12 protein-coding genes are annotated in these 21,298 nt (G+C 72.1%); 8 read left to right on the top strand and 4 right to left on the bottom strand.

Annotation, left to right across the window (positions count from 1 at the left end; all coding sequences use genetic code 11):
• Positions 1 to 15 precede the first annotated feature (15 nt).
• The 3 genes from ACIQCJ_RS13620 (at position 16) to ACIQCJ_RS13610 (ending at position 3,610) form a co-directional block, all read left to right on the top strand.
• Entirely contained in the window at positions 16 to 1,230 is a 1,215-nt protein-coding gene (locus tag ACIQCJ_RS13620; protein WP_402711446.1) for an MFS transporter, read from the top strand.
• 267 nt (positions 1,231 to 1,497) lie between these two features.
• A complete protein-coding gene (locus tag ACIQCJ_RS13615) occupies positions 1,498 to 2,967 on the top strand; it encodes an aldehyde dehydrogenase family protein (RefSeq protein ID WP_402711445.1) in 1,470 nt (489 codons plus the stop codon).
• A gap of 55 nt (positions 2,968 to 3,022) precedes the next feature.
• Positions 3,023 to 3,610: a short chain dehydrogenase gene (locus ACIQCJ_RS13610; protein ID WP_355341587.1), complete on the top strand. Its 588-nt coding sequence runs from the start codon at positions 3,023 to 3,025 to the stop codon at positions 3,608 to 3,610.
• 105 nt (positions 3,611 to 3,715) lie between these two features.
• Here ACIQCJ_RS13610 and ACIQCJ_RS13605 read toward each other — a convergent pair whose 3' ends face one another.
• Positions 3,716 to 4,303, bottom strand: coding sequence for a TetR/AcrR family transcriptional regulator (locus ACIQCJ_RS13605; protein ID WP_402711444.1), 588 nt, complete (start codon positions 4,301 to 4,303; stop codon positions 3,716 to 3,718).
• A gap of 70 nt (positions 4,304 to 4,373) precedes the next feature.
• Between ACIQCJ_RS13605 and ACIQCJ_RS13600 the strand changes: the two genes are divergently transcribed.
• Positions 4,374 to 5,267 (top strand): NADP-dependent oxidoreductase, encoded by an 894-nt coding sequence (locus tag ACIQCJ_RS13600; RefSeq protein WP_401308419.1) that lies wholly within the window; start codon positions 4,374 to 4,376, stop codon positions 5,265 to 5,267.
• A gap of 195 nt (positions 5,268 to 5,462) precedes the next feature.
• On the opposite strand, the gene ACIQCJ_RS13595 is transcribed toward ACIQCJ_RS13600, so the two are convergent.
• Positions 5,463 to 6,635 carry an ROK family transcriptional regulator gene (locus ACIQCJ_RS13595; RefSeq protein WP_355341596.1) on the bottom strand — a complete coding sequence of 391 codons (1,173 nt, stop codon included), beginning with the start codon at positions 6,633 to 6,635 and terminating at the stop codon, positions 5,463 to 5,465.
• Positions 6,636 to 7,144: 509 nt separating this feature from the next.
• Here ACIQCJ_RS13595 and ACIQCJ_RS13590 point away from each other — a divergent pair.
• From ACIQCJ_RS13590 to ACIQCJ_RS13580, 3 genes are all read left to right on the top strand, one after another.
• The gene (locus tag ACIQCJ_RS13590; RefSeq protein WP_402711443.1) at positions 7,145 to 10,462 is read left to right on the top strand and encodes a GH92 family glycosyl hydrolase; all 3,318 of its coding nucleotides are present in this window, start codon (positions 7,145 to 7,147) and stop codon (positions 10,460 to 10,462) included.
• Between the two features lie 224 nt (positions 10,463 to 10,686).
• Positions 10,687 to 11,532, top strand: a complete 846-nt coding sequence (locus ACIQCJ_RS13585) for a hypothetical protein (RefSeq protein WP_402711442.1) — start codon at positions 10,687 to 10,689, stop codon at positions 11,530 to 11,532.
• 135 nt (positions 11,533 to 11,667) lie between these two features.
• A complete protein-coding gene (locus ACIQCJ_RS13580) occupies positions 11,668 to 12,735 on the top strand; it encodes a chitinase (RefSeq protein ID WP_355341605.1) in 1,068 nt (355 codons plus the stop codon).
• A 73-nt stretch (positions 12,736 to 12,808) separates the two neighbouring features.
• Here ACIQCJ_RS13580 and ACIQCJ_RS13575 read toward each other — a convergent pair whose 3' ends face one another.
• Positions 12,809 to 13,693 carry a TIGR03620 family F420-dependent LLM class oxidoreductase gene (locus ACIQCJ_RS13575; protein WP_391045885.1) on the bottom strand — a complete coding sequence of 295 codons (885 nt, stop codon included), beginning with the start codon at positions 13,691 to 13,693 and terminating at the stop codon, positions 12,809 to 12,811.
• Positions 13,694 to 13,853: 160 nt separating this feature from the next.
• A complete protein-coding gene (locus tag ACIQCJ_RS13570) occupies positions 13,854 to 17,864 on the bottom strand; it encodes a family 78 glycoside hydrolase catalytic domain (RefSeq protein WP_402711441.1) in 4,011 nt (1,336 codons plus the stop codon).
• Positions 17,865 to 18,131: 267 nt separating this feature from the next.
• On the opposite strand from ACIQCJ_RS13570, the gene ACIQCJ_RS13565 reads away from it, so the two are divergent.
• Positions 18,132 to 21,278: a glycoside hydrolase family 2 TIM barrel-domain containing protein gene (locus tag ACIQCJ_RS13565; RefSeq protein WP_402711440.1), complete on the top strand. Its 3,147-nt coding sequence runs from the start codon at positions 18,132 to 18,134 to the stop codon at positions 21,276 to 21,278.
• Positions 21,279 to 21,298: the final 20 nt, after the last annotated feature.

The raw sequence follows: 21,298 nt of genomic DNA, 5'->3' as shown, positions 1-21,298 counted from the left end.
CGCACCGTTGTCGCCATGGCAACCACCACCCAGATCCGGCCCCGCGCCCTCGTCCGCGCCTTCGGAGGCCCCCGCTACGCCGTCGCCATGACCGTGGACGCGCTCGGCACCGGCCTGCTCCGGCCGTTCCTGCTGCTCTACGGGGTGACGGTGCTGAGCCTGTCCGCGCCCGCCACCGGCATCGCCATGACGGCCGGTGTCGTCGTGGGGCTGGTGTGTGTGCCCGCCGTCGGGCTGTGGCTGGACCGGGGCGCGCGCAGTACGGCCGTGGCGGCGTCGATGCTGGTGCGCGTGCTGGGCGTGGCGCTGCTGCTGGCCACCCCGGCGGGCAACGGCTGGATGTTCGCGGCGGCGGCGCTCTTCCTCGGCATCGGCAACCAGGCGTGGCCCGCCGCCCACGCCGCCGTGGTGGCCACCGTCGCTCACGGCAGGGACCGCGACACCGCGCTCGCGGCGGGCCGCGCCCTGCGCAACGCCGGTATGGGAGCGGGCGCGCTGCTCGCCACCGCGTGCCTGGCGGGCGGCGCCGCCGCGTTGCAGGTCCTGGCGGGCGTCACCGGGCTCGCGTATGTCACCGCCGCCGCCCTGGCGTGGTCGGTCCGGCTGCGCGCGGACCCGGCCGCCGCCCCCGCCGAGGGCGGCGACAGCGGTCCCGCGCCCCGGATGCGCGCGCTGCTGGCCGCCAATGTGGTCTACGTCTTCTGCCTCAACGTCCCCGAGATCGCGCTCCCGTTGGTCCTGGTGACCCAACTGCACGCGTCCCCGGTGTGGTCGGCGGCCGTCTTCGTGGCCAACACCGTGCTGGTGGTCACCCTCCAGGTCCCGGTCACCGTCCTGATGTCCCGCTTCTCCCGGCGGTCCGTGCTCGCCCTCGCCGGGGTCGTCCTCACCGCGTCCTACCTCGGCTTCCTCGCGGCCACCGAACTGCGGCACGGCTGGGGCGCCCCGGCCGTGGCCACCGTGTCCGTGGTCTGCACGCTCGGCGAGATCATCTACGCCGGAAGCGCCACCGCGCTGGTCACCGCCCTCGCGCCGGCCCACGTCCTGGGGCGCACCCTCGCCCGCTTCCAACTCTCCACCGGCTTCGGCCTCGCCGTTTCTCCCGCGGCCATCACCGCCCTCGCCCCGTACGGCTCGACCGCTCTGTGGGGCAGCCTCGCCGCCGCGACGCTCCTGTCCTCCGCCGCGGTCGCCACGGAGAAGGACCAGGGGGCACGGCTCAGCGGTTGACGCGGACGGAACGCCTCCTGCCGGACGGCCCTCCTGCCGGACGGCCCTCCTCAAAGCCGGTCTTCGCTGCTACGGTGAGAGTTCGGAAGGTTAACAAACTCAGACGGCCGGACCGGCGCTGCCGTGCTGCCCGGGCGCGCGCGGACCGCGAGGACACCGCCGCGCGGGCCGCCGTACCGCCGCGCGCCCGTACCCGAGGCGCGGCGCCACCGGGACCCGCACCGCAACACCCGTACTTCGACCAGTGCTTCGACACGGAGGCCCGTTATGCCGACCCCATCCACGCCGCGCGCCCGGGACGGCGCTCTCTTCGTCGGCGGGGCCTTCGTCCCGGCCGAGAACGGGCGTACGTCGACGGTCCTCGACAAGGCGCGCCAGGAACCGCTCGGCCGGGCGGGCTGGGCCTCGCCCGCCGACCTGGACCGCGCCGCGCGGGAGGCCGCCGTCGCCGGACGGGCCTGGGCCGCCGCGGACTTCGGCGTCCGCGCCGACGTGCTGCGCGAGGCCGCCGCCCGACTGCGCGCCCGCGCGGGGGAGTTCGCCGACCTCCTCGTCCGCGAGACCGGCTCGATCCGCGGCAAGGCCGAGTACGAGATCGCCGGAGCGGTCGAAGAACTCCACCTTGCCGCCGCGCTCGCCGGTCACATACGGGCCGAGACGCTGCCCACGCGCGCGCCCGGCCGGGAAAGCGTCGCGCAGCGCGTCCCGTTGGGCGTCGTCGGTGTGATCACCCCGTGGAACTTCCCGCTGGTGCTGGCCATGCGCGTCCTCGCGCCCGCCCTCGCCGTCGGCAACGCCGTCGTCCTCAAGCCCTCACCGCACACCCCGCTCAGCGGCGGACTGCTGATCGCCGATGTCTTCGCCGAGGCCGGACTGCCCGCGGGCGTACTCCAGGTCGTGCCCGGCGGGCAGGACACCGGCGAGGCGCTGACCGCGCACCCCGACATCGCCATGGTCCACTTCACCGGATCCAGCGCCGTCGGCCGCACCATCGCGCGGGAGGCGGGCGAGCGCCTGAAGAAGGTCTCCCTCGAACTCGGCGGCAACAACGCCCTGATCGTCCTGGACGACGCCGACCTCGACCAGGCCGGACAGATCGGCGCCTGGTCCGCCTTCCACTACCAGGGCCAGACCTGCATCACCGCGGGCCGGCACATCGTCCAGCGGCCCGTCTTCGACGCCTACGTCGCCGGTCTCGCCGCGCGTGCCGCCCGGATCACCGTCGGCGACCCGACCAGGGACGGCGTCGGCCTCGGCCCGATGATCAGCGCCGAACAGCGCGAACGGGCCCGCGAACTCCTCGCCGAGGCCGTCGCCGCGGGTGCCACCGTCGTCGAGGGCGGCGACGGCGACGGCCTCTTCCACCGGCCCACCGTCGTCACCGATGTCACCCGCGACATGGCCCTGTGGACCGAGGAGATCTTCGCCCCCATCGCCCCCGTGCTGGCCGTCGACACCGACGCCGAGGCTCTCGCCGTCGCCAACGACACCCCGTACGGCCTGGTCGACGCCGTCCTCACCTCCGACCTCGCGCGCGGTCGCCGCCTCGCCGCGGGGCTCGGCTCCGCCATGGTCCACGTCAACGACTCGACCTGCCTCGACGAGCCCCAGGCGCCCTTCGGCGGACTCGCCGCGTCCGGCCTCGGCGGCCGTTCCGGCGGTGAGTCCAACCTCCACGAATTCACCCAACTGCGGTGGCTCACCGTGCAGTCCACGCCGGTCCACTACCCGTACTGACCGGGTCGGGTGGGGCCGTTGAGGGGGAGGGGGCCGGTGGGGGATGATCGGGGGCATGAGGGCACTGGTGATCGGAGCTTCCGGAACCGTCGGGAGCGCGGTGGCCGCCGCGCTGACAGCGGCACGGCACGAGGTGGTCGCGGCCTCGCGCCGGGGTCCGCTGAAGGTGGACCTCGAAGTCCCGTCCACGATGGACACGCTCTTCGGTGAGGTCGACGGTCTGGACGCGGTCGTGTGCTGCGCCGCCAACGGCCCGCTGCTGGAGCTGGCGTCGGCCACGGACGAGGACTTCGCGACCGGGGTGCGGGCCAAACTCTGGGGCCAGGTCGCCCTGGTCCAGCGCGCGGCCCGCCATGTGCGCGACGGCGGCTCCATCACCCTGACCGGCGGCACCTTCGCCGCGCCCATGGCGGGCGGCTCGCTGGGCGCGCTCATCAACAGCGGCCTCGAGGGCTTCGTCCGCAACGCCGCGAGCGAACTCCCGCGCGGGCTGCGCCTCAACCTCGTCAGCCCCGGCTGGATCAGTGAGACCCTCCGGGCCATGTCCGCCGATCCCGCCGCGGGCACCCCCGTCCGCGAGGTCGCGGAGGTCTACGTCGGGATCGCGGAGGGGACGGTGCGGGGCCGCACCTTCCGCCCGTGAGCCGCGGGCGGGCTTTCTCTGCCTGAGCCGCGGGTCGCTGCGTCCCGTCCCTGGCGTTCCCGGCGTTCCTGGCGGTCGTCGCGTTCCCCGCGTTCTTCGCGTTCCTCACGCCTGCCGTGAGGGGCGGGCGGCCTCCCAGGCCGCCTCGATCATCGCGAAGACCTCGTCCACCGCGGCCTGCGGATCGGCCGACTCGCGGGCCAGCGAGAATGCGTCGATCACGAACCTCGCGAGCGTCCGGCAGGCCGTCGCGCTCTGCGGCAGTCCGGGATCGGCGACGAGGGACGCGGCCACCGACTCCGCGTGCCGCAGCCGCATCGACTCCTCGTACTTCCGCAGCGCGGGCGACCCGTCGATCATCCGCCAGACCGGCGCGGCGCCGTCCGCGGTGCAGTGCCGTACCAGGGCGTGTATCTCGCGGCGCAGCGCGGGCACGACCGGCTCGTCCGGCGCCCGGTCGGTGACCGCCCGCGTGAGGCGTTCCTCGAAGTCCTCGTCCTGCTCGAACACCAGCGCCTCTTTGGCGGCGAAGTGCGAGAAGAGCGTGGTGACGGCCACGTCGGCCTCGGCCGCCACGTCACGGATTCCCACCGCGTCGTAGCCGCGCTCCAGGAAGAGCCGCAGGGCGGTGTCGGCGATCTTCCGGCGGGTCGCGGCCTTCTTGCGCTCACGGCGCCCGGTCGGCACGGTCATGACTGCACACTATCAGCTACGAAACAGGAACGGTTTCAAAACGCTAACCGTTAGTGTTACGGTCCGTCGCATGAAGAAAGTGAGCTTCGCCGAGTTCGGCGGCCCCGATGTCCTGCGCCTCATCGACGCCGAGGAGCCCCACGCGGGCCCCGGCCTGATACGCGTCGCCGTACGGGCGGCCGGTGTGAACCCCGCCGACTGGCGGGTCCGCGAAGGCCAGATCCTCAAGGCCCATCCGGTCCAACTGCCCGCGGGCGTCGGGTTGGACGCCGCCGGGGTGGTGGACGAGATCGGCGAGGGCGTCGACGGTGTCGAGATCGGCGACCACGTATTCGGTGAAGGGACCAGCACCTACGCCGAGTTCGCGGTCCTCTCGGCCTGGGCCCGGATCCCCGAAGGGCTGACCTTCGAAGAGGCGGCCGGATACCCCTCCGTGGTCGAGACCGCGCTGCGGATCCTCCGCGAGGTCGGCGTCGAGCCGGGACAGACCCTGCTGGTCAGCGGCGCCTCCGGGGGCGTCGGATCAGCCGTCCTCCAGATCGCCCGCGACCGCGGCGTCACCGTCATCGGCACCGCGGGGCCCGCCAACCAGGACTACCTCCGCGAACTCGGCGCCCTCGCCACGACCTACGGCGACGGCTGGACCGACCGGGTCCGCGCCCTCGGCCCCGTCCACGCCGCGCTCGACCTCGCGGGCTCCGGCGTCGTCCCCGAACTCGTCGCCCTCACCGGCGACCCCCGCAAGGTCGTCTCCATCGCCGACCTCACCGCCCCCGACCATGGCGTCCGCTTCTCCGGCACCGCGGGCAGCGTCCCCGCCGCCCTCGCCGAGGCCGCCGCCCTCATCACCCGCCGCGCGCTCCGCATCCCCGTCGACACCTCCTACCCCCTCGCCGAGGCCGCCGCGGCCCACGCCGACAGCCAGGCTGGCCACACCCGCGGCCGCAGAGTCCTGATCGTCTGACCCACCAGCCGGACGGGACCTTGCGGAGGCCCTAGGGCCTGTCCGGCGGATCACGAACGGCCCCTTCGACCCCTGGCACGCACGCCCGCCGCGTTGCCGGAATACCCGAATAGCTCCGCTATGAGGCCATCCCGGCGCCTTGCGCTCGCACGCGCCAGGCGCCGCCTGGACCGCCCATGATCCGCCGGACAGGCCCTAGGTCATCGAGTCCAGGGCGCGGGTCAGGGCGACGTGGACGGCGCCGAGGAGGGTGGCGCGGTCGGCGAGGCCGCCGATGGTGATGTCGGTGGGCCAGGTCAGTTCGTGGACGGTGCGGCGGACCTCCAGGAGGACCAGCTGGTTCTGGCCCACGCCGCCGCCGAGGACGACGAGGCCGGGGTCGAGCAGGGCGACGACGGCGGCGACGAGGCGGCCGATGGCGGCGGCGTGTTCGTCGACGACGCGGCGGGCGGCGGCGTGGCCGGAGGCGGCGGACGCGAAGAGGGCCTTGGCGTCCAGCGGCACGGGCCCGCCGCCGGAGGCGGGCCAGGCGGCGCGGCAGCGTTCCATCAGGGCGTCGGAGCCGAGGAAGTGCTCGAGCCCGGCGCGCCGGGGCTGTTGGGACTCCGACCAGGGGAAGGGCAGCATGGCGGCCTCACCGGCGGCGCCGTTCGCACCCTGCATCAGGCGTCCGTCGAGCACGATGCCGACGCCGATCTTCACGCCGACCTGGATGTAGGCGAACATCTGCTGGTGGCGGGCGACACCGAAGCGGTGCTCGGCGACGGCGGCGCAGTTGACGTTGTTCTCGACGGTGACCGGCACGCCGTCGGGCACGGCGAGCGCGTCGGTGATCCGTACCGTGCCGTCCGGCTGAAGGCCACCGCCTCCGCGTCCCGCACCGGAAGCCCCCACATTCGGCAGCGTCGGCGCCGCGACCACCACCTCGCGCAGCGGCCCGTACCGCGCCCCGACCTCCTCGCGCACCGTACGCACCACCCCCGCCGCCGCGTCCGCCGCCTCCGGTGTGACCGTCGGCTGGTCGGAGGGCAGCCGCACCTCGGCGGTGCAGATCTCCTGCCCGTCGAGGGTGTACGCCGCCGCCCGGACCACGGTGGCGCCGATCTCGACGCCGAGGACGTGCCCGGCGGTCGGCGCGAGCGAGTAGAGGACGGCGCTGCGCCCGGTGGCGCCGCGTGAACTGCCCTGCCCCTCGACCAGCCCGAGCCGTGACAGCTCCGCCATGGCCACCGACATCGTGGGCCGGGACAGCGCGAGCGCGGTGCTGAGCTGCGGCCGGGTCGCCGGGCCGTCGGTGGCCAGCGCGCGCAGCACGGCGCGGGCGCTGGCGGGCAGTTCGAAGCGGTCGACGGCGGCGGTGGTGTCCATCAAGTCCCTTCTCGGACGGCGTCGGACGCTGCCGGACGGCGTCGGTCAGTGCCCGGACCGTGCCGGTCAGTGCCGACCAGGCCCCGGCGAAAGTCGCCCGGCCTGTGGGAGGGCGGCTCCCGATCCCAGCCCGCGGCCCACGCGGCAGGCGCGCAGGGCAAAGTTACCCGATCGACGTCACGGCCCCCCGCTGTGTTCACCCGCTTGCCCGAACACCGCCGCCCGCGCGCCCGCCGCGAGCCGTACGTGACACCGCCCCGACGCCGCGACTCCGCCTCCCGCCGAGCCGGCACTCCACCCCCCGCCGGGCCGCCGCCCCACCCCGCTCCGGGCCGCCACCCCACCCCGCCCGCGGGTACCTGACAACTCTTGACACCCTCCAACCCCGGGAGGAACATCTACAGTTGATCGTTTGACAACGTTGTCGTAAGCGATACACACGAAGGGCGGGAACCGTGTCGGACAGATCAGTGCGACCCGTGGACAGAAGGCGGTGGAAGGGTCGCGGCGTGCGCGCCGTGGCCGCGGTGGCGACGGCGGTCCTCGGCATCGGCCTGGGCCTCGGCGCCGGACCCGCCACCGCGAGTCCGGGCGCCTCCGGGGGGCATGACGCCGACCCGGCCTCGTACGTCAACCCCCTGATCGGCTCCTCGAACGCCGGCAACACCTACCCCGGCGCCGTGCTGCCGTTCGGCATGCTGGCGTGGAGCCCGCAGAATTCGACGGGCAACCAGTTCTCGACACCCGCCCCCGGCGGATACCGGTACGACGCGACGAAGATCCGCGGCTTCAGCCTGACCCACCTCAACGGCGTGGGCTGTTCCGGCGCCAACGGCGACATACCGATCATGCCGTACGTGGGCGACGTCGACTCCTCGCCGAGCGCCGACACCAAGGACGCGAAGTACGCCTCGACCTTCTCGCACGCCAACGAGACGGCGCAGCCGGGCTATTACCAGGTCGGCCTGGACAGCGGGGCCAGCGCGCGGCTGACCACCACCGAGCGCACCGGCACCGGCCAGTTCGGCTTCCCGGCCGACAAGCCCGCCAGCGTGCTGTTCCGTACATCCAACTCCGAGAGCGGCAGCGCCGCGGCGGACGTCACCGTGAACGCGGCGGCCCGTACCGTGACCGGCTCGGTCAGCGCGGGCAACTTCTGCGGACCGCAGAGCGCGAACAACCGGCACGACGTCTACACCCTCTACTTCACGGCCCACTTCGACCAGCCCTTCGCCAAGGTCGGCACCTGGACCGACGGCACCCTGACGCCCGGCTCCACGTCGGCCAGCGGCGGCACCGGCTACAACTCCAGCGGCAACGCGACCGCGGGCAAGGGCTCGGGCGCGTATGTGACCTTCGCGTCCGGCACCAAGCAGGTGCAGGCCAAGGTCGCGATCTCATACGTGAGCGCGCGCAACGCCGAGGCCAACCTGACGGCGGAGAACCCGCAGCGCGCCGGCTTCGACTCGATCAGGTCGAAGGCCACCGCCGCGTGGAACACCGCGCTGCGCAAGATCCAGGTGTCCGGCGGCTCCGCCGACCAGAACACCACCTTCTACACCGCGCTCTACCACTCGATGCTGGAGCCGACCCTCACCAGCGACGTCAACGGCCAGTATCTGGGCGGCGACCGCAAGACCCACTCGCTGGCCAGGGGACAGCACGAGCAGTACGGCACCTTCTCCGGCTGGGACCAGTACCGGGCGCAGGTGCAGTTGCTGACGCTGCTTCAGCCGAGAGTCGGCAGTGACTACGCGCAGTCGCTGTTCAACTATGCCCAGCAGCGCGACGGCGAATGGGACCGCTGGCTGCTGGAGAACGGCAAGACCAGCATCATGTCCGGCGACCCGTCCGACGCGGCGCTCGCGGGCATCTACGCCTTCGGCGGCCGGGACTTCGACGTCAGGGGCGCCCTCGCCTCGCTGGTGAAGGCGGCCACCGTGCCGACCGCCAACGACTCCGACAGCTCCGGCTGCAACGTCGAATGCGTGGGCCAGCGACCGGCGTTGGACAAGTACCTGACGCTCGGTTACGTGCCGTCCGACAACTGCCACTGCTGGGGAGGCGCCGCCGAGACCCTGGAGGACGCCGCCGCGGACTTCGGTCTCGCGGAGCTGGCGGGACAGGTCGGCGACCGAAAGAACCAGCGGAAGTTCCTCGACCGCAGCGGCAACTGGACCAACGTCTTCGATCCGAACGCGACCGCGCAGGGCGGCTACATGCGCGACCGCAAGTCCGACGGGTCGTGGGTGGGAGCCACCTTCAACCCCGCGACCGGCAGCGGCTTCGTCGAGGGCAGCAGCGCCCGCTACACATGGATGGTCTACTCCGACATCGCCGGACTGGCCAAGGCCATGGGCGGCAACGCGACCGCGATCTCCCGCCTCGACGCCTTCTTCCGGAACCCGGACGGCACCTTCGACTTCTCCGCGAAGGACGACACGCGCTACGACGCCACCAACGAGCCCGACATCAACGCGCCGTACGTGTACGACTACCTGGGCGCCCCGTACAAGACCCAGGAGACCGTGCGCGCCGAGACCGACGGCCTGTGGACCAACGCGCCCGGCGGCATCCCCGGCAACGACGACGCGGGCACGATGTCGTCCTGGTACGTCTTCTCCGCGCTCGGCATGTACCCGCAGGTGCCCAGCCGCGCCGACCTGGTGCTCTCCAGCCCGGTCTTCCCGCGCGCGGTGATCCACACCGGGCTCGGGAAGACGATCACGGTCAACGCCCCGCGGGCGTCGGCCGAGAACATCTACATCCAGGGCCTGCGCGTCAACGGCAAGAAGTCCGACCAGCCGTGGGTCCCCGCCTCGTTCGTCACCCGCGGCGGCACCCTGGACTACACCCTGGGCGGCACCGCGAACACCACGTGGGGGAGCGCGGCCAAGAACGCGCCGCCGTCCTTCCGCGACGGTGAGGCCCCGTTCTTCGCCTCAACCGACCCCGGCCAGGTGAAGATCGAGCCCGGCGGCTCCGCGGACGCCGCCGTCAAGCTGTCCACGATCCAGGACAAGAAGGTCGACGTCCGCTGGACCGCGAAGCCGCCCGCGGGTATCACGCTCAAGCCCGCGTCCGGCACGGTGACCGTCCCGAAGGGCGGCGCCACCAGCGCGAAGTTCTCCGTGTCGGTGGCCGCCGACACCAAGGCCGGGGTCTACACGGTCCCGATCACGCTCGGCTCCGCGCACGGCGGCACCGCCCCGGCGGCCTCGCTGTCGGTGACGGTCGGCGTACGCGGCACCCTCACCTGGTACGTCAACAACAACGGCATCTCCGCCGACGACACGAATCCGTCCGCCAACTTCGACGGCGAGGGCTGGAGTTACTCGGCGGCGGCGCTCGCCGCGGCCGGTGCCGCGCCCGGCGGCACGGTGTCCTCCGGGGGCTTCGACTTCACCTGGCCCCAGGTGGCGCCCGGCGCGCCCGACAACATCGTGGTGGGCGGCGGCGACCAAGTGCTCGACGTCTCCAAGTCCGCAGCCGGTGCTACCAAGTTGAGCCTGCTCGGCAGCGCCAGCGAGGGCCAGACCACCGGCACGGTGACGCTGACGTACACCGACGGCACGACTCAGAAGGCCGACATCGGCTTCAGCGACTGGACGCTCGGCGGCGGCTCCCAGCAGCCCTCGTACGGCAACGTCGTGGCGGTGCACACCGCGTACCGCGACGTCCAGGGCGGCGGAAAGGACCCGGTGGGCACCGAGATCTTCTCCACCGCGCCGATCGCGCTCCAGGCGGGCAAGCAACTGGCCAGTGTGACGCTGCCGTCCAGCACGAACGGCGGTGACATGCACATCTTCTCCGTGGCGACCGCCTGACCCCGGCAGCCCACCGCGGAGAGCGCGGGGCGGGCGAGGACCGGCACGACCGGCCCCGCCCGCCCCGCACCCATGTCCGGCGCGAACGAACCGATCGCCGCCCGTTCAGGCCGAGTTGGCCCACGCGCTGTGGTGGCGTCGGCCCGTCAGGCCCTAGGGTCACTGCTGTCACAGGGCTGCCCCGTGCCGCGGGCGGCCCCCCACCGTCCACACCGGGGGTTCCGTTGACCGCACGCGCACTCCGTAGCCGCGCCGCCGCCCTGCTGCTCGCCACCGCGGCCCTGACCGCCGTGGGCACCTCCACCGCGCACGCCGACTCGCCCGGCGGGTGGGTGGCCGCAGGCAACACGGTGTACAGCACGCTCACCGCGGGCGAGGGCATCGCCACCCGAGCCGACGGCTCGGTCCTCACCCGCGGCCTCGGCTCGATCCCGCTGCGGCTGCGCATCGCGGGCTGGAACCACGTCGGAGACCCGGACATCGTCAACGGCTACGTCTTCGACGCCTACCAGGGCGGCGACAGCGCCACCTCTAAGATGTTCGAGGTCACCACGCCCGACGGGCACAGCTACGACTACGTGCACCCGCTGGACCAGGGCGAGTTGCTCAACAACTCCTTCGCGACCGTCTCGCCGGACGCGCGGTGGCTGGTCGAGGGGGAGTGGGGCACGGTCAACCGGCTCCAGGTCTTCCCCGCCCCGCTGACCAACCCCGCCACCCCGGCCACCGGCGGCACCCTCGCGCAGGCCGGACAGATCAGCCTCGACAAGGCCGTCACGGACGTCCAGGGCTGCGACTTCGTCTCCGCGACCCGGCTGGTCTGCGTCTCCGACAACGACGCCAAGGACGTCTTCCAGGTCGACCTGCCGCACGCGCTCGACGGCACGCCCGTCACCGGCCGGGTCGCCACCCTCTTCCAGGTGCCGCGCGTCAGCGTCTGCTCGGGCGGCTTCGAGACCGAGGGCGTCGACTACGACGCGAACGCGAAGGTGCTGCGGGTCGAGATCATCTCGCCGAGCGTGTGCGCGGTCTCCACCACCGCCTACGCCTTCCGTCCGACCACCGGCTGACCCTTCCGTATCCCCCGTCACTGTCGTCGCCGCACCACGGGCTTGGTCCAGACCTATTGACGAGTGGTTCAGACCACTTTACGATCCGGTCCACTACGGCCTGTGAGTGCGCGACGACACCACGAGGAGTACGACATGATCGGTCGGAGGGTGCGTCTGCTGGGAGTCGGCCTCGCCATGGCCTTCCTGGCGCAGATTCCGGTCGCCGCGGCGACCCACGCGGCACAACCGGCGTCGGCCGCGGCCGACACTTGCGCGACCAAGGCACGGCCCTCGGGCAAGGTGCTCCAGGGGTACTGGGAGAACTGGGACGGCGCCGCCAACGGCGTGCACCCCGGCCTCGGTTGGATCCCCATCACCGACAGCCGGATCGCCGCCCACGGCTACAACGTGATCAACGCGGCCTTCCCCGTCATCCAGTCCGACGGCACCGTGCTGTGGCAGGACGGCATGGACACCGGCGTCAAGGTCGCCACCCCGGCCGAGATGTGCCAGGCCAAGGCGGCGGGCGCCACGATCCTGATGTCCATCGGCGGGGCCGCGGCCGGCATCGACCTCAGCTCGAGCGCGGTCGCCGACCGCTTCGTCGCCACCGTCGTGCCGATCCTCCAGAAGTACAACTTCGACGGCATCGACATCGACATCGAGACCGGCCTGGTCGGCAGCGGCAACATCAACACCCTCTCCGCCTCGCAGGCCAACCTGGAGCGGATCATCGACGGCGTCCTGTCCCGGATGCCCGCGGGCTTCGGCCTGACGATGGCCCCCGAGACGGCGTACGTCACCGGCGGCAGCATCACCTACGGCTCGATCTGGGGCGCCTACCTGCCGATCGTGAAGAAGTACGCCGACAACGGCAAGCTCTGGTGGCTCAACATGCAGTACTACAACGGCAGCATGTACGGCTGCTCCGGCGACTCCTACCAGGCCGGAACGGTGGCCGGCTTCACCGCGCAGACCACCTGCCTCAACAAGGGGCTCGTCGTCCAGGGCGCCACCATCCGCGTCCCGTACGACAAGCAGGTCCCCGGTCTTCCGGCCCAACCCGGCGCGGGCGGCGGCTACATGACGACCGGTCTGGTCTCCCAGGCGTGGAACAGCTACAGCGGCGCACTCAAGGGCCTGATGACCTGGTCGCTCAACTGGGACGGCTCGAAGAACTGGACCTTCGGCAACAACGTCAAGGCGCTGCAAGGCCGTTGATCCCGCGGGAATCCGGGGCGCCCGTCCGCGGCGGGCGGGCGTCCCGGTCAACTCCGCGCGAAGAAGCGGAGACTCAGCCCTCGATCAGCACCGGAGCGAGCCTGCGCCACTCCGCCAGCGGCAACGGCCGCGCCGGATCGCCGGTGACCACCTGGACCGCGAGGTGGTCGGCGCCCGCGGCGAGGAACTCCGCCGCCCGCGCCGCGATGACGCTCTCGTCGCCCACGGCGAAGACCGCGTCCACCAGCCGGTCGCTGCCACCGCCCGCCAGGTCCTCCTCGGTGAAGCCCGAACGCAGCAGATTGCTCGTGTAGTTGGGCAGCGCCAGGTACAGCTTCAGATGGTCCCTGGCCTTGGCACGCCCCGACTCCAGATCCGTGTCCAGCACGACCTTGACCTCTGGCGCGAGCAGCGGCCCCGCACCGAGGACCGCGCGCGCCTTCGCGGTGTGCTCGGGGGTGACCAGATACGGGTGCGCGCCGCCCGCACGGTCACGGGACAGCTCCAGCATCTTCGGGCCGAGCGCCGCCAGCACCCGCCGCCCGGCGGGCACCGGCTCCGGCGCCGCGTCCAGCGCCGCCAGGTAGTCGACCATGGCGGAGTACGGCCGCGCGTAGCGCTTGACCAGCGGGCCGTGGCTGACGCCGAGCCCGAGCAGGAACCGGCCCGGATGCGTACGCTCCACCGCCGCCCACTGCGAGGCGACGTCCGCCGCCTCGTCGTTCCAGATGTTGAGGATGCCGGTCGCCACGGTCAGCCGGGTGGTGGCCTTCAGCAGCGGCTCCGCGACGGCGACGCCGGGACTCCCGCCGAGCCAGACAGCGCCGTACCCCAGCGCCTCGACCTCGGCGGCGGCCTCGTCGTACGCGCCGGTGTACGTCACTCCGGCGCCGTTCACCGCCGCCGTCCAGGCGCCGCTCCAGATCCCGATCCTGCCCAGCCGGTCGTGCTGTCCCATGTGAGCCCTTCCTCGATGCGCGCCGCGCGCCCGCCCGGTCGGCCGGGCGCGGTCCATCACCCATGCAAGCGGAACGGGCGGCCCGTCTGTTCCGCACCCGGTGAGCCGAACGGGTACGAACAGCCGGGCCGCCCGTGTGAGGCGCCCTGGGACGGCGGTCCTAGGGGGTCAGCTCCACGATCCGGGTGAAGCTGTTCTGCGCCGCTGTCACCACGACGCGGACCCGTGTGGTGGTGACGGAGCCCGCGAAGGGGATCCAGCGGTACTGGTCGGTGTTGCCGGTGAGGTCGGCCTGTGTCACCCACGCCGCGCCGTCCCAGGTCTGGACGGTGAAGGCGGTCGGGACGCCGTCGCTGTGCGAGGCGAAGCCCACGCCGTTCAGCGTGGTCGGGGCGGGCGCGGTGACGGTCAGGGTGTCGGGGTACCGGGAGTCGGTGTCGTCGTTCCAGAAGGTGCTCAGATCACCGTCGACGGCATTGCCCGCGGTGTACGTACGGGTCGCGCCGTCCACGACGTTCGGCGCGTGTTCGCTGGAGGCGGCGGCCGTGGTGCCCTGCGGCCAACTGCCGAGGACCAGCACCTCGATGGCGGCCTTGGCCGTCGTACCGTCGGACGACCGTACGGTCACGGTGACCGGATACGTACCGCTCCTCGTCCCGCTCGGCGGTGTGACCTCGACGTTCGCCAAGGTCGCGGTGGACGCCGGTGTCAGCGGGACGCGGGCGGGCGTGGACGTCACGGTCCAGCCCGCGGGGACGTCGGCGCCGACCGCCGCCGTGGCGCCGGGCGCGGTCGAGTGGCCCTCGACCACCGCGCCGATCGTCGTACCGCCGTTCCCCTTGACCAGTGCGGGCGCGGGCGCGCCCGCGGAGACCGACACCTGGGTGTACGGGGTCCGCGGCGGGCGGACGGTGAAGGTGTAGTCACCGGACCCGGCGGTCACGGTGAGCGTCGTGCCGTCCGCCGTGCCCACGCTCAGGCCGGGGTCGCTCCGGCCGCGGCGGCCGTCCGCGAAGATCGTCCGGCCGCTCTCGGTCACCGTCGACCGGGCGCCGCCGAGCAGCGGCACCTTGATGGTCGCGGTCGAGCCGACCGGCACCACCGCGTGGTAGGTCAGCGTGGACCCGTCGCGCTGCCAGGCGCTGACGACCGTGCCGCGCGCGGTCCGCTGCCGCGCGGAGACCCGGGTGAGGTCGCCGACCACGCTGGGCGCGAGGGTGAAGGCGCGGTACGCGGCGCCCGCCGGTCCCGTGTCCGGCTGGATGCCGCCGAGCTGCTGGTAGTACCACTGGCCGATCGAACCGGCGAGACCGATGTGGTCCTTGGACGAGGTGCCGTCCGCCGCCGAGGAGTTCGGCCACTTCTCCCAGATCGTGCCGGGGCCGTTGGCCACCATGTAGCCGAAGCTCGGGAAGTCGGTGCGCTCCGCGACGGCCAGCGCCACGTCGTTGCGGCCGGACATGCCGAGCGCCTGGTAGACGAAGGACGTGCCGACGAAGCCGGTCGTCACGTGATTTCCGTGCTTGGCGATGTCCTGGACGAGCCGGTCGACGGTCGCCTTCTGCTGAGCGGCCGGGACCAGACCGAGCACCAGGGGCATGGCGTAGGCCAGTTGGGTGCCGGTGCTCCACACACCGGTGTCGGCGTCGAGGAACCGCTTGGTGAAGCCCGCCCCGATCTGCCGCGCCAGGTCGGTGTAGCGCCTGGCGTCCGCGGTGTCGCCGACGACCGTGGCCATCTTCGCCAGCAGTGTGGCGTCCAGGTAGTAGTAGCCGGTCTGGAAGAAGACGTGCGGGGTGCTGACCGTCGCCACCCAGTCGTCGCCCCAGGAGCCGGGCGCGTCGGTGACGACGTGGTCGCTGTCGCTGATCGTGCCGAGGTAGTCGACCCAGCTCTTGACCTGCGCGTAATTGGCGCGCACCAGGCCCGCGTCGCCGTACTGCGTGTAGGAGTCCCAGATGATCTGCGGGTAGGCCGAGCCCCACGCGGGGTCGGTGAACCAGTCGGTGGCGCCCTGGGTGGGCGCGACCGAGGGCAGGCTGCCGTCGGGGTGGGCGCTGGTGACGACGGTCTGCGCCCACTGGTCGTAGAACGCCCGCATGTCGAAGTTGCTCATCGCCTCGACGTCGGTGTCGCCCGCGTCGCCGAGCCAGCCGTGCTTCTCTCGCGTCGGGCAGTCCAGCGGAATCGACTGGAGGTTGTTCAACTGGGTCTGCACGAGGGCGGTCTGAATGCTGTTCAGCACCTTGTTCGACGTGTCGAACTGTCCGGTTGTGGCGACGTCGGAGTGCACTTCTTGCGCGGTGACGGTGACGGCGGTGCCCGCGGGCACGCCGGTGAGCTGGGCGTACCGGAAGCCGGAGTAGTTGAAGTGCGGGGCGTAGGTCTCGGCGCCCTTGCCCGCGAAGGTGTAATGCTCGGTCTGCCGGACCGGATCGCCGTCGCCGAAGCTGATGTTGGACGTGGTGACCTGGCCGTCCGAGGCGAGGATCTCGCCCTTCTTGATGTCAACGGTGGTGCCGGACGGGGCGCTTGCCCTGATCGTCACCCAGCCGACGATGTTCTGCCCGAAGTCGTACACCTGCGACCCGGCCACCGGGTGCGTGACGGCCACCGGCTTGAGGGTTTCGACGATACGCGTCGGAGGCGTCGTGTCGGCCTGGAGCCGGGTCAGCGCGCTGAAGACGGTGGCCGGGCGGGCGCCGTACACGCCGAGTTCGGCGAGCCGGAGATTGCACCCGGAGCCGTTGCAGTACAGCTTGGTGGCCGTGACGCGCACATAACGGGCCGTCACCTCGGCCGGTATCGAAACCGACGCCGTACCGGGGTTGGGCTGGTCGGCGCCGGTACGGTCCACGAGGGTCGTCGCGGTGGCGAAGGTCGGGTCGTCACCTGCCTCGACGCGGTAGCGGACCGGGAATCCGGCGCCGGGCAGGTCGCCCGCCGGGTCGTTGGTCGGCCGGGCGGGGAAGAGTCTGACGCCCGAGAGCGGCTGCGCGGAACCGAGGTCGACCTGCACCCACTTGGCGTCGTCCGCGGTCGTCGCCACGGCCGAGTGGTAGCCCTGGGAGGCGTCCGTCGAGCCGTCGACGCCGTCGGTGAGGGCGGCGGGCGACCAGCCGCAGCAGGAGGTCGTGTCCCGCGAGGTCACCGGCCTGCCCTGCGCGAGGCTCTGCGGGTGCGTCGCGGCGGCGACCGCCACGACGGCCTTCCACGCGCTGTCGTCGAAGCCCGCGGTGTCCCAGCCGGTCACGGCCCGACGGGCGTCGTACGTCTCGCCGAGGTAGAAGTCGTCGCCGGTCACCGGCCCCGCGGTGGTGCGCCAGGCCGGTCCGGTGCCGAATGTTGCGGAGGTGCCGTCGGTGTAGGTGACGTTGAGCTGCGCGACGAAGGTCGGCTCCCCGGAGAACTGTCCCTTGCCCGCCATGAAGGCCAACGCGTTGTGTCCGCGCACCAGTTGCCGGGTGACGTCGAAGTCGCGGTAGAGCACGCGCTTGGTGTAGTCGGTCACCGTCGAGTTGAGCACCTGGCCGGGTTCGGCCACGGCGCCGTTGACGTGCGGTTCCACGATGCCCTGCGCGCCGAAGTACAGCCGGGCGCGGGCGACGGACTTGGGGAGGTCGACGCCGCCGCGCACCAGCGCGCCGTCGGCGACCCGCAGCCAGGACGCGGACCAGTCGGACGCGGAGAACAGCGCGGTGTCGAAGTGCGCGGGGGCCGACCAGGGGGAGCGGTCGCCCGCCCGGTCCCAGGTGCGCACCGACCAGGTGTAGGTGGTGTTGCTCGCCAGCGCGGGACCACCATAAGAACGATTCACCGAGTCGGCCGAACGGACGCGGCCCGAATCCCACACCTGATGCGCGTGGCCGCCCTTCCCGACGGCCGCCGCCTCGACCACGACCTGATACGCCGTCTGCGCCTCGGCACGCCGCGAGTCGTTCACCACCCACGACAACGTGGGGCGCTGACCGCCGACGACCGCGTCCGAGGACTCCCCGTCCACCTGCAAGGACGTCGGCGCGAGTGCGCCGAGGTGCCCGGACGACGCCTGGGCGGGCGTCACCGAGCCGACGGCGGGAAGCAGGGCCGCGACGGCCGCGGTCACCGCGAGGAGCGCCGAGCGGCGCCGGGGGGCGACGCGAGCGGCGGTCGTCCGGACCGGCCGCTTCACGGTGTTCTCCTGGTATGCGATCGAAACGTTTCAAGATGCATGGATAGATTCATACGGCGTGTGGCGGTGCCACGACAAGGTGTGCGACAGCGATTTCTGTGCCGGCCGAACCGGCGGTGACGCGACCCTTGACCCCCGGCGGTGCGGCCCTGCAAGAATCCGTGTGCGATTGGTTGATTCTGTTCAATGCCGGTTGTTCGCCCGTGAGTTGCCGACGCTCGGTCGAGGGCGCCGGAATGCGCGTACCTCAATGAGGAGGGATCCACCATGCCGGTCGATCGCAGGTCGTTCCTGATCGCGGGGGCGGCGGGGGCCGTCGCCGTACCCTCGCTCCCCGGTCTCACCGCAGTCGCGAGCGCCCGTTCCGGATCAACAGGAACCACCATTCCGCGGACGGTCGACCTCGCCGACGGGTGGCGTTTCGCCCTCGTCAACCCGGGCGGCATCACCGACCCGACCGGCGCCTACGCCGACGCCGCACAGCCCGGCTACGACGACTACCGCTGGCGCACCGTCCGCGTCCCGCACGACTGGAGCATCGAGCAGACCCCGACCACCGCCAACGGCACCTCGGGCGGCACCGGCTATCTGCCCGGCGGACTCGGCTGGTACCGCAAGGCGTTCACCCTGCCGCCCTCGGTCGCGGGACGCCGTGTCTCGGTCGAGTTCGACGGCGTCTACATGGACAGCAACGTCTACTGCAACGGCACACTCGTCGGCAACCACCCCTACGGCTACACAGGGTTCGCCCTCGACCTCACCGACCTGCTGCACACCGACGGCCGCACCCCCAACGTCATCGCCGTCGAGGTCCGCAACCAACTCCCCAGCAGCCGCTGGTACTCCGGCAGCGGCATCTACCGCAACGCCCGCCTGGTCATCACCGACCCCGTGCATGTCGCGCGCTGGGGCACCCATGTGACGACGCCGGGACTCGCCGACACCCTCGCCGCCTCGCACGGCAAGGGCTACGCCACCGTCCGCGCGCAGGTCTCGGTCGTCAACGAGTCGGGCGCGGCGGCCTCCGCCACCGTCGTCAACACCGTCCTCGACCGGCGCGGCCGCCAGGTGGCGAAGGCCAGTTCACCGCTGACGCTGCCCGGCGCGGGCGGAGCGCGGGACGTCACCGCCGAACTGCGCGTGGACCGCCCCGACCTCTGGTCGTTCGACACCCCGGAACACCGGTACTCCCTGCTGACCGAAGTCCGCGTCAACGGACGGACGGTGGACACGTACACCACCGGCTTCGGCATCCGCCACGTCACGATCGACCCCGACCGCGGGCTGTTCGTCAACGGGCGGTACGCCAAGCTCAAGGGCGTCGACCTGCACCACGACCAGGGCGCGCTCGGCGCCGCCGTCCACATCGACGCGGTGCGCCGCCAGATGACGATCATGCGGTCGATGGGCGTCAACGCCTTCAGGACCTCGCACAATCCGCCGTCGCCGGAGATCGTCCAGGTCTGCGAGGAACTGGGCATCGTCATGATGGTCGAGGCGTTCGACTGCTGGCGCAGCGGCAAGAACACCTACGACTACGGCCGGTTCTTCGACGCCCACAGCGCCGCCGACATCACCGAGATGGTCGACGCGGCCCGCAACTCGCCCGCCGTCATCCTGTGGTCGATCGGCAACGAGATCCCCGACTCCACCAGCACCGCGGGCCTCGGCATGGCCGACGGGCTGATCACCGCGGTCCGCGCGCGCGACACCAGCCGTCCGGTCGTCATCGGCTCCGACAAATACCGCGGCCTGCCCGCGGTCGGCTCCGCCGCCGACCTCATGCTCGCCAAACTCGACGGCCTCGGCCTCAACTACAACACCGCGGCCTCCGTGGACGCCCTGCACGCCCGCTACCCGCACCTGTTCCTCTTCGAGTCCGAGTCGTCGTCCGAGACCTCGACCCGCGGCGCCTACCAGGAGCCGGAACACCTCAACACCGGCGAGAACCACACCCCGGGCAAGCGCGCCACCTCCAGCTACGACAACAACCTCGCGTCCTGGACGATGAGCGGCGAGTACGGCCTGAAGAAGGACCGCGACCGCGCCTTCTTCGCCGGCGAATTCCTCTGGTCGGGCACCGACTACATCGGCGAACCCACGCCCTACGGCGTCTTCCCGGTGAAGGCGTCCTTCTTCGGCGCCGTCGACACCGCGGGCTTCCCCAAGGACATGTACCACCTCTTCCGCAGCCAGTGGACGAGCGAGCCGATGGTCCACCTGGTGCCCATGGACTGGACCGACCACGCGCCGGGCGAGACCGTCGAGGTCTGGGCGTACGCCAACGCGGACACCGTCGAGCTGTATCTCAACGGCCGCTCGCTCGGGGTGCGGCGCTTCGACACCAAGAAGACCGTCGACGGGCGGACGTATCTGGAGACCACCGAGGCGACCGGCGACGACAAGACGGTCACCGGCGGCCCGTACCCCGGCAGCTACACCAGCCCCAACGGCAGCGCGGGCAAGCTCCACCTGACCTGGAAAGTCCCCTTCGCACCCGGTGAGTTGAAGGCCGTCGCCCGGAAGAACGGCAGGACGGTCGCAACCGACGTGCTGCGCACCGCGGGCGAGCCGCGCGGCCTGCGCCTGACGCCGGACCGCGACTCCCTGACCGCCGACGGCGATCGCCTGGCCTTCGTCACCGCCGAGGTGATCGACGCGCACGGCACCGTCGTCCCCGGCGCCGGCCACCTGATCACCTTCAAGGCCACCGGCGGCTCCCTGGCCGGAGTCGACAACGGACAGCAGGAGAGCGCCGAGCGCTACCAGGCCACCACCAGAACCGCCTTCCACGGCAAGGCACTCGCCATCGTCCGCTCGGGCACCGAGGCGGGCCGCCTCACCCTGACCGCGAGCGCGCCGGGGCTGCACCCCGCGTCCACCTCGATACGGACCGGCCGCGCGTCGGGACCCGTCGCCACCACGCCCCCGGTCCGCTTCTCACCCGACCCGGGCCCAGGGCCCGTCAGCTACCCGCTGGCGGACGCCAGTTACTCCGGCGCGGGCAACGCGCTGCCCGCGGCGATGCTCGACGGCAACCCCGCGACCGGCTGGTCCAACGCCTTCAACAAGAGCGCCACCGCCCTGCTGCCCGCCTTCCGCGGCGCCCGCCCCGCCGACTGGGTCTCGGTCGCCTGGGCCGCGCCGCAGCGGATCGACACCCTCTCGGTCACCTTCACCGTCGACGCCACCCACTCGCTGCCCGGCGCCGTCACGCTCTCCTACTGGAACGGCGACCGCTACGTGCCCGTCAAGAACCCGGCGATCACCTGGGCGACGGCGAGCGGCGCGCCGACGGTCATCACCTTCCCCGCCGTCCGCACCCCGCGGCTGCGCCTCGACCTGACCAGCGCCGCCCCCGGCACACCCGACGGCGCCCAGCGCATCACCGACTTCACCGTCAGCGGGAGCTGACCGCGCCGCCGTCACCGTTC

This window comes from Streptomyces sp. NPDC093221, assembly GCF_044753885.1.
GTDB lineage: Bacteria > Actinomycetota > Actinomycetes > Streptomycetales > Streptomycetaceae > Actinacidiphila.
Note: the sequence above shows the minus strand (reverse complement) of the source record. Positions and strands in the feature narration are given on the sequence as shown.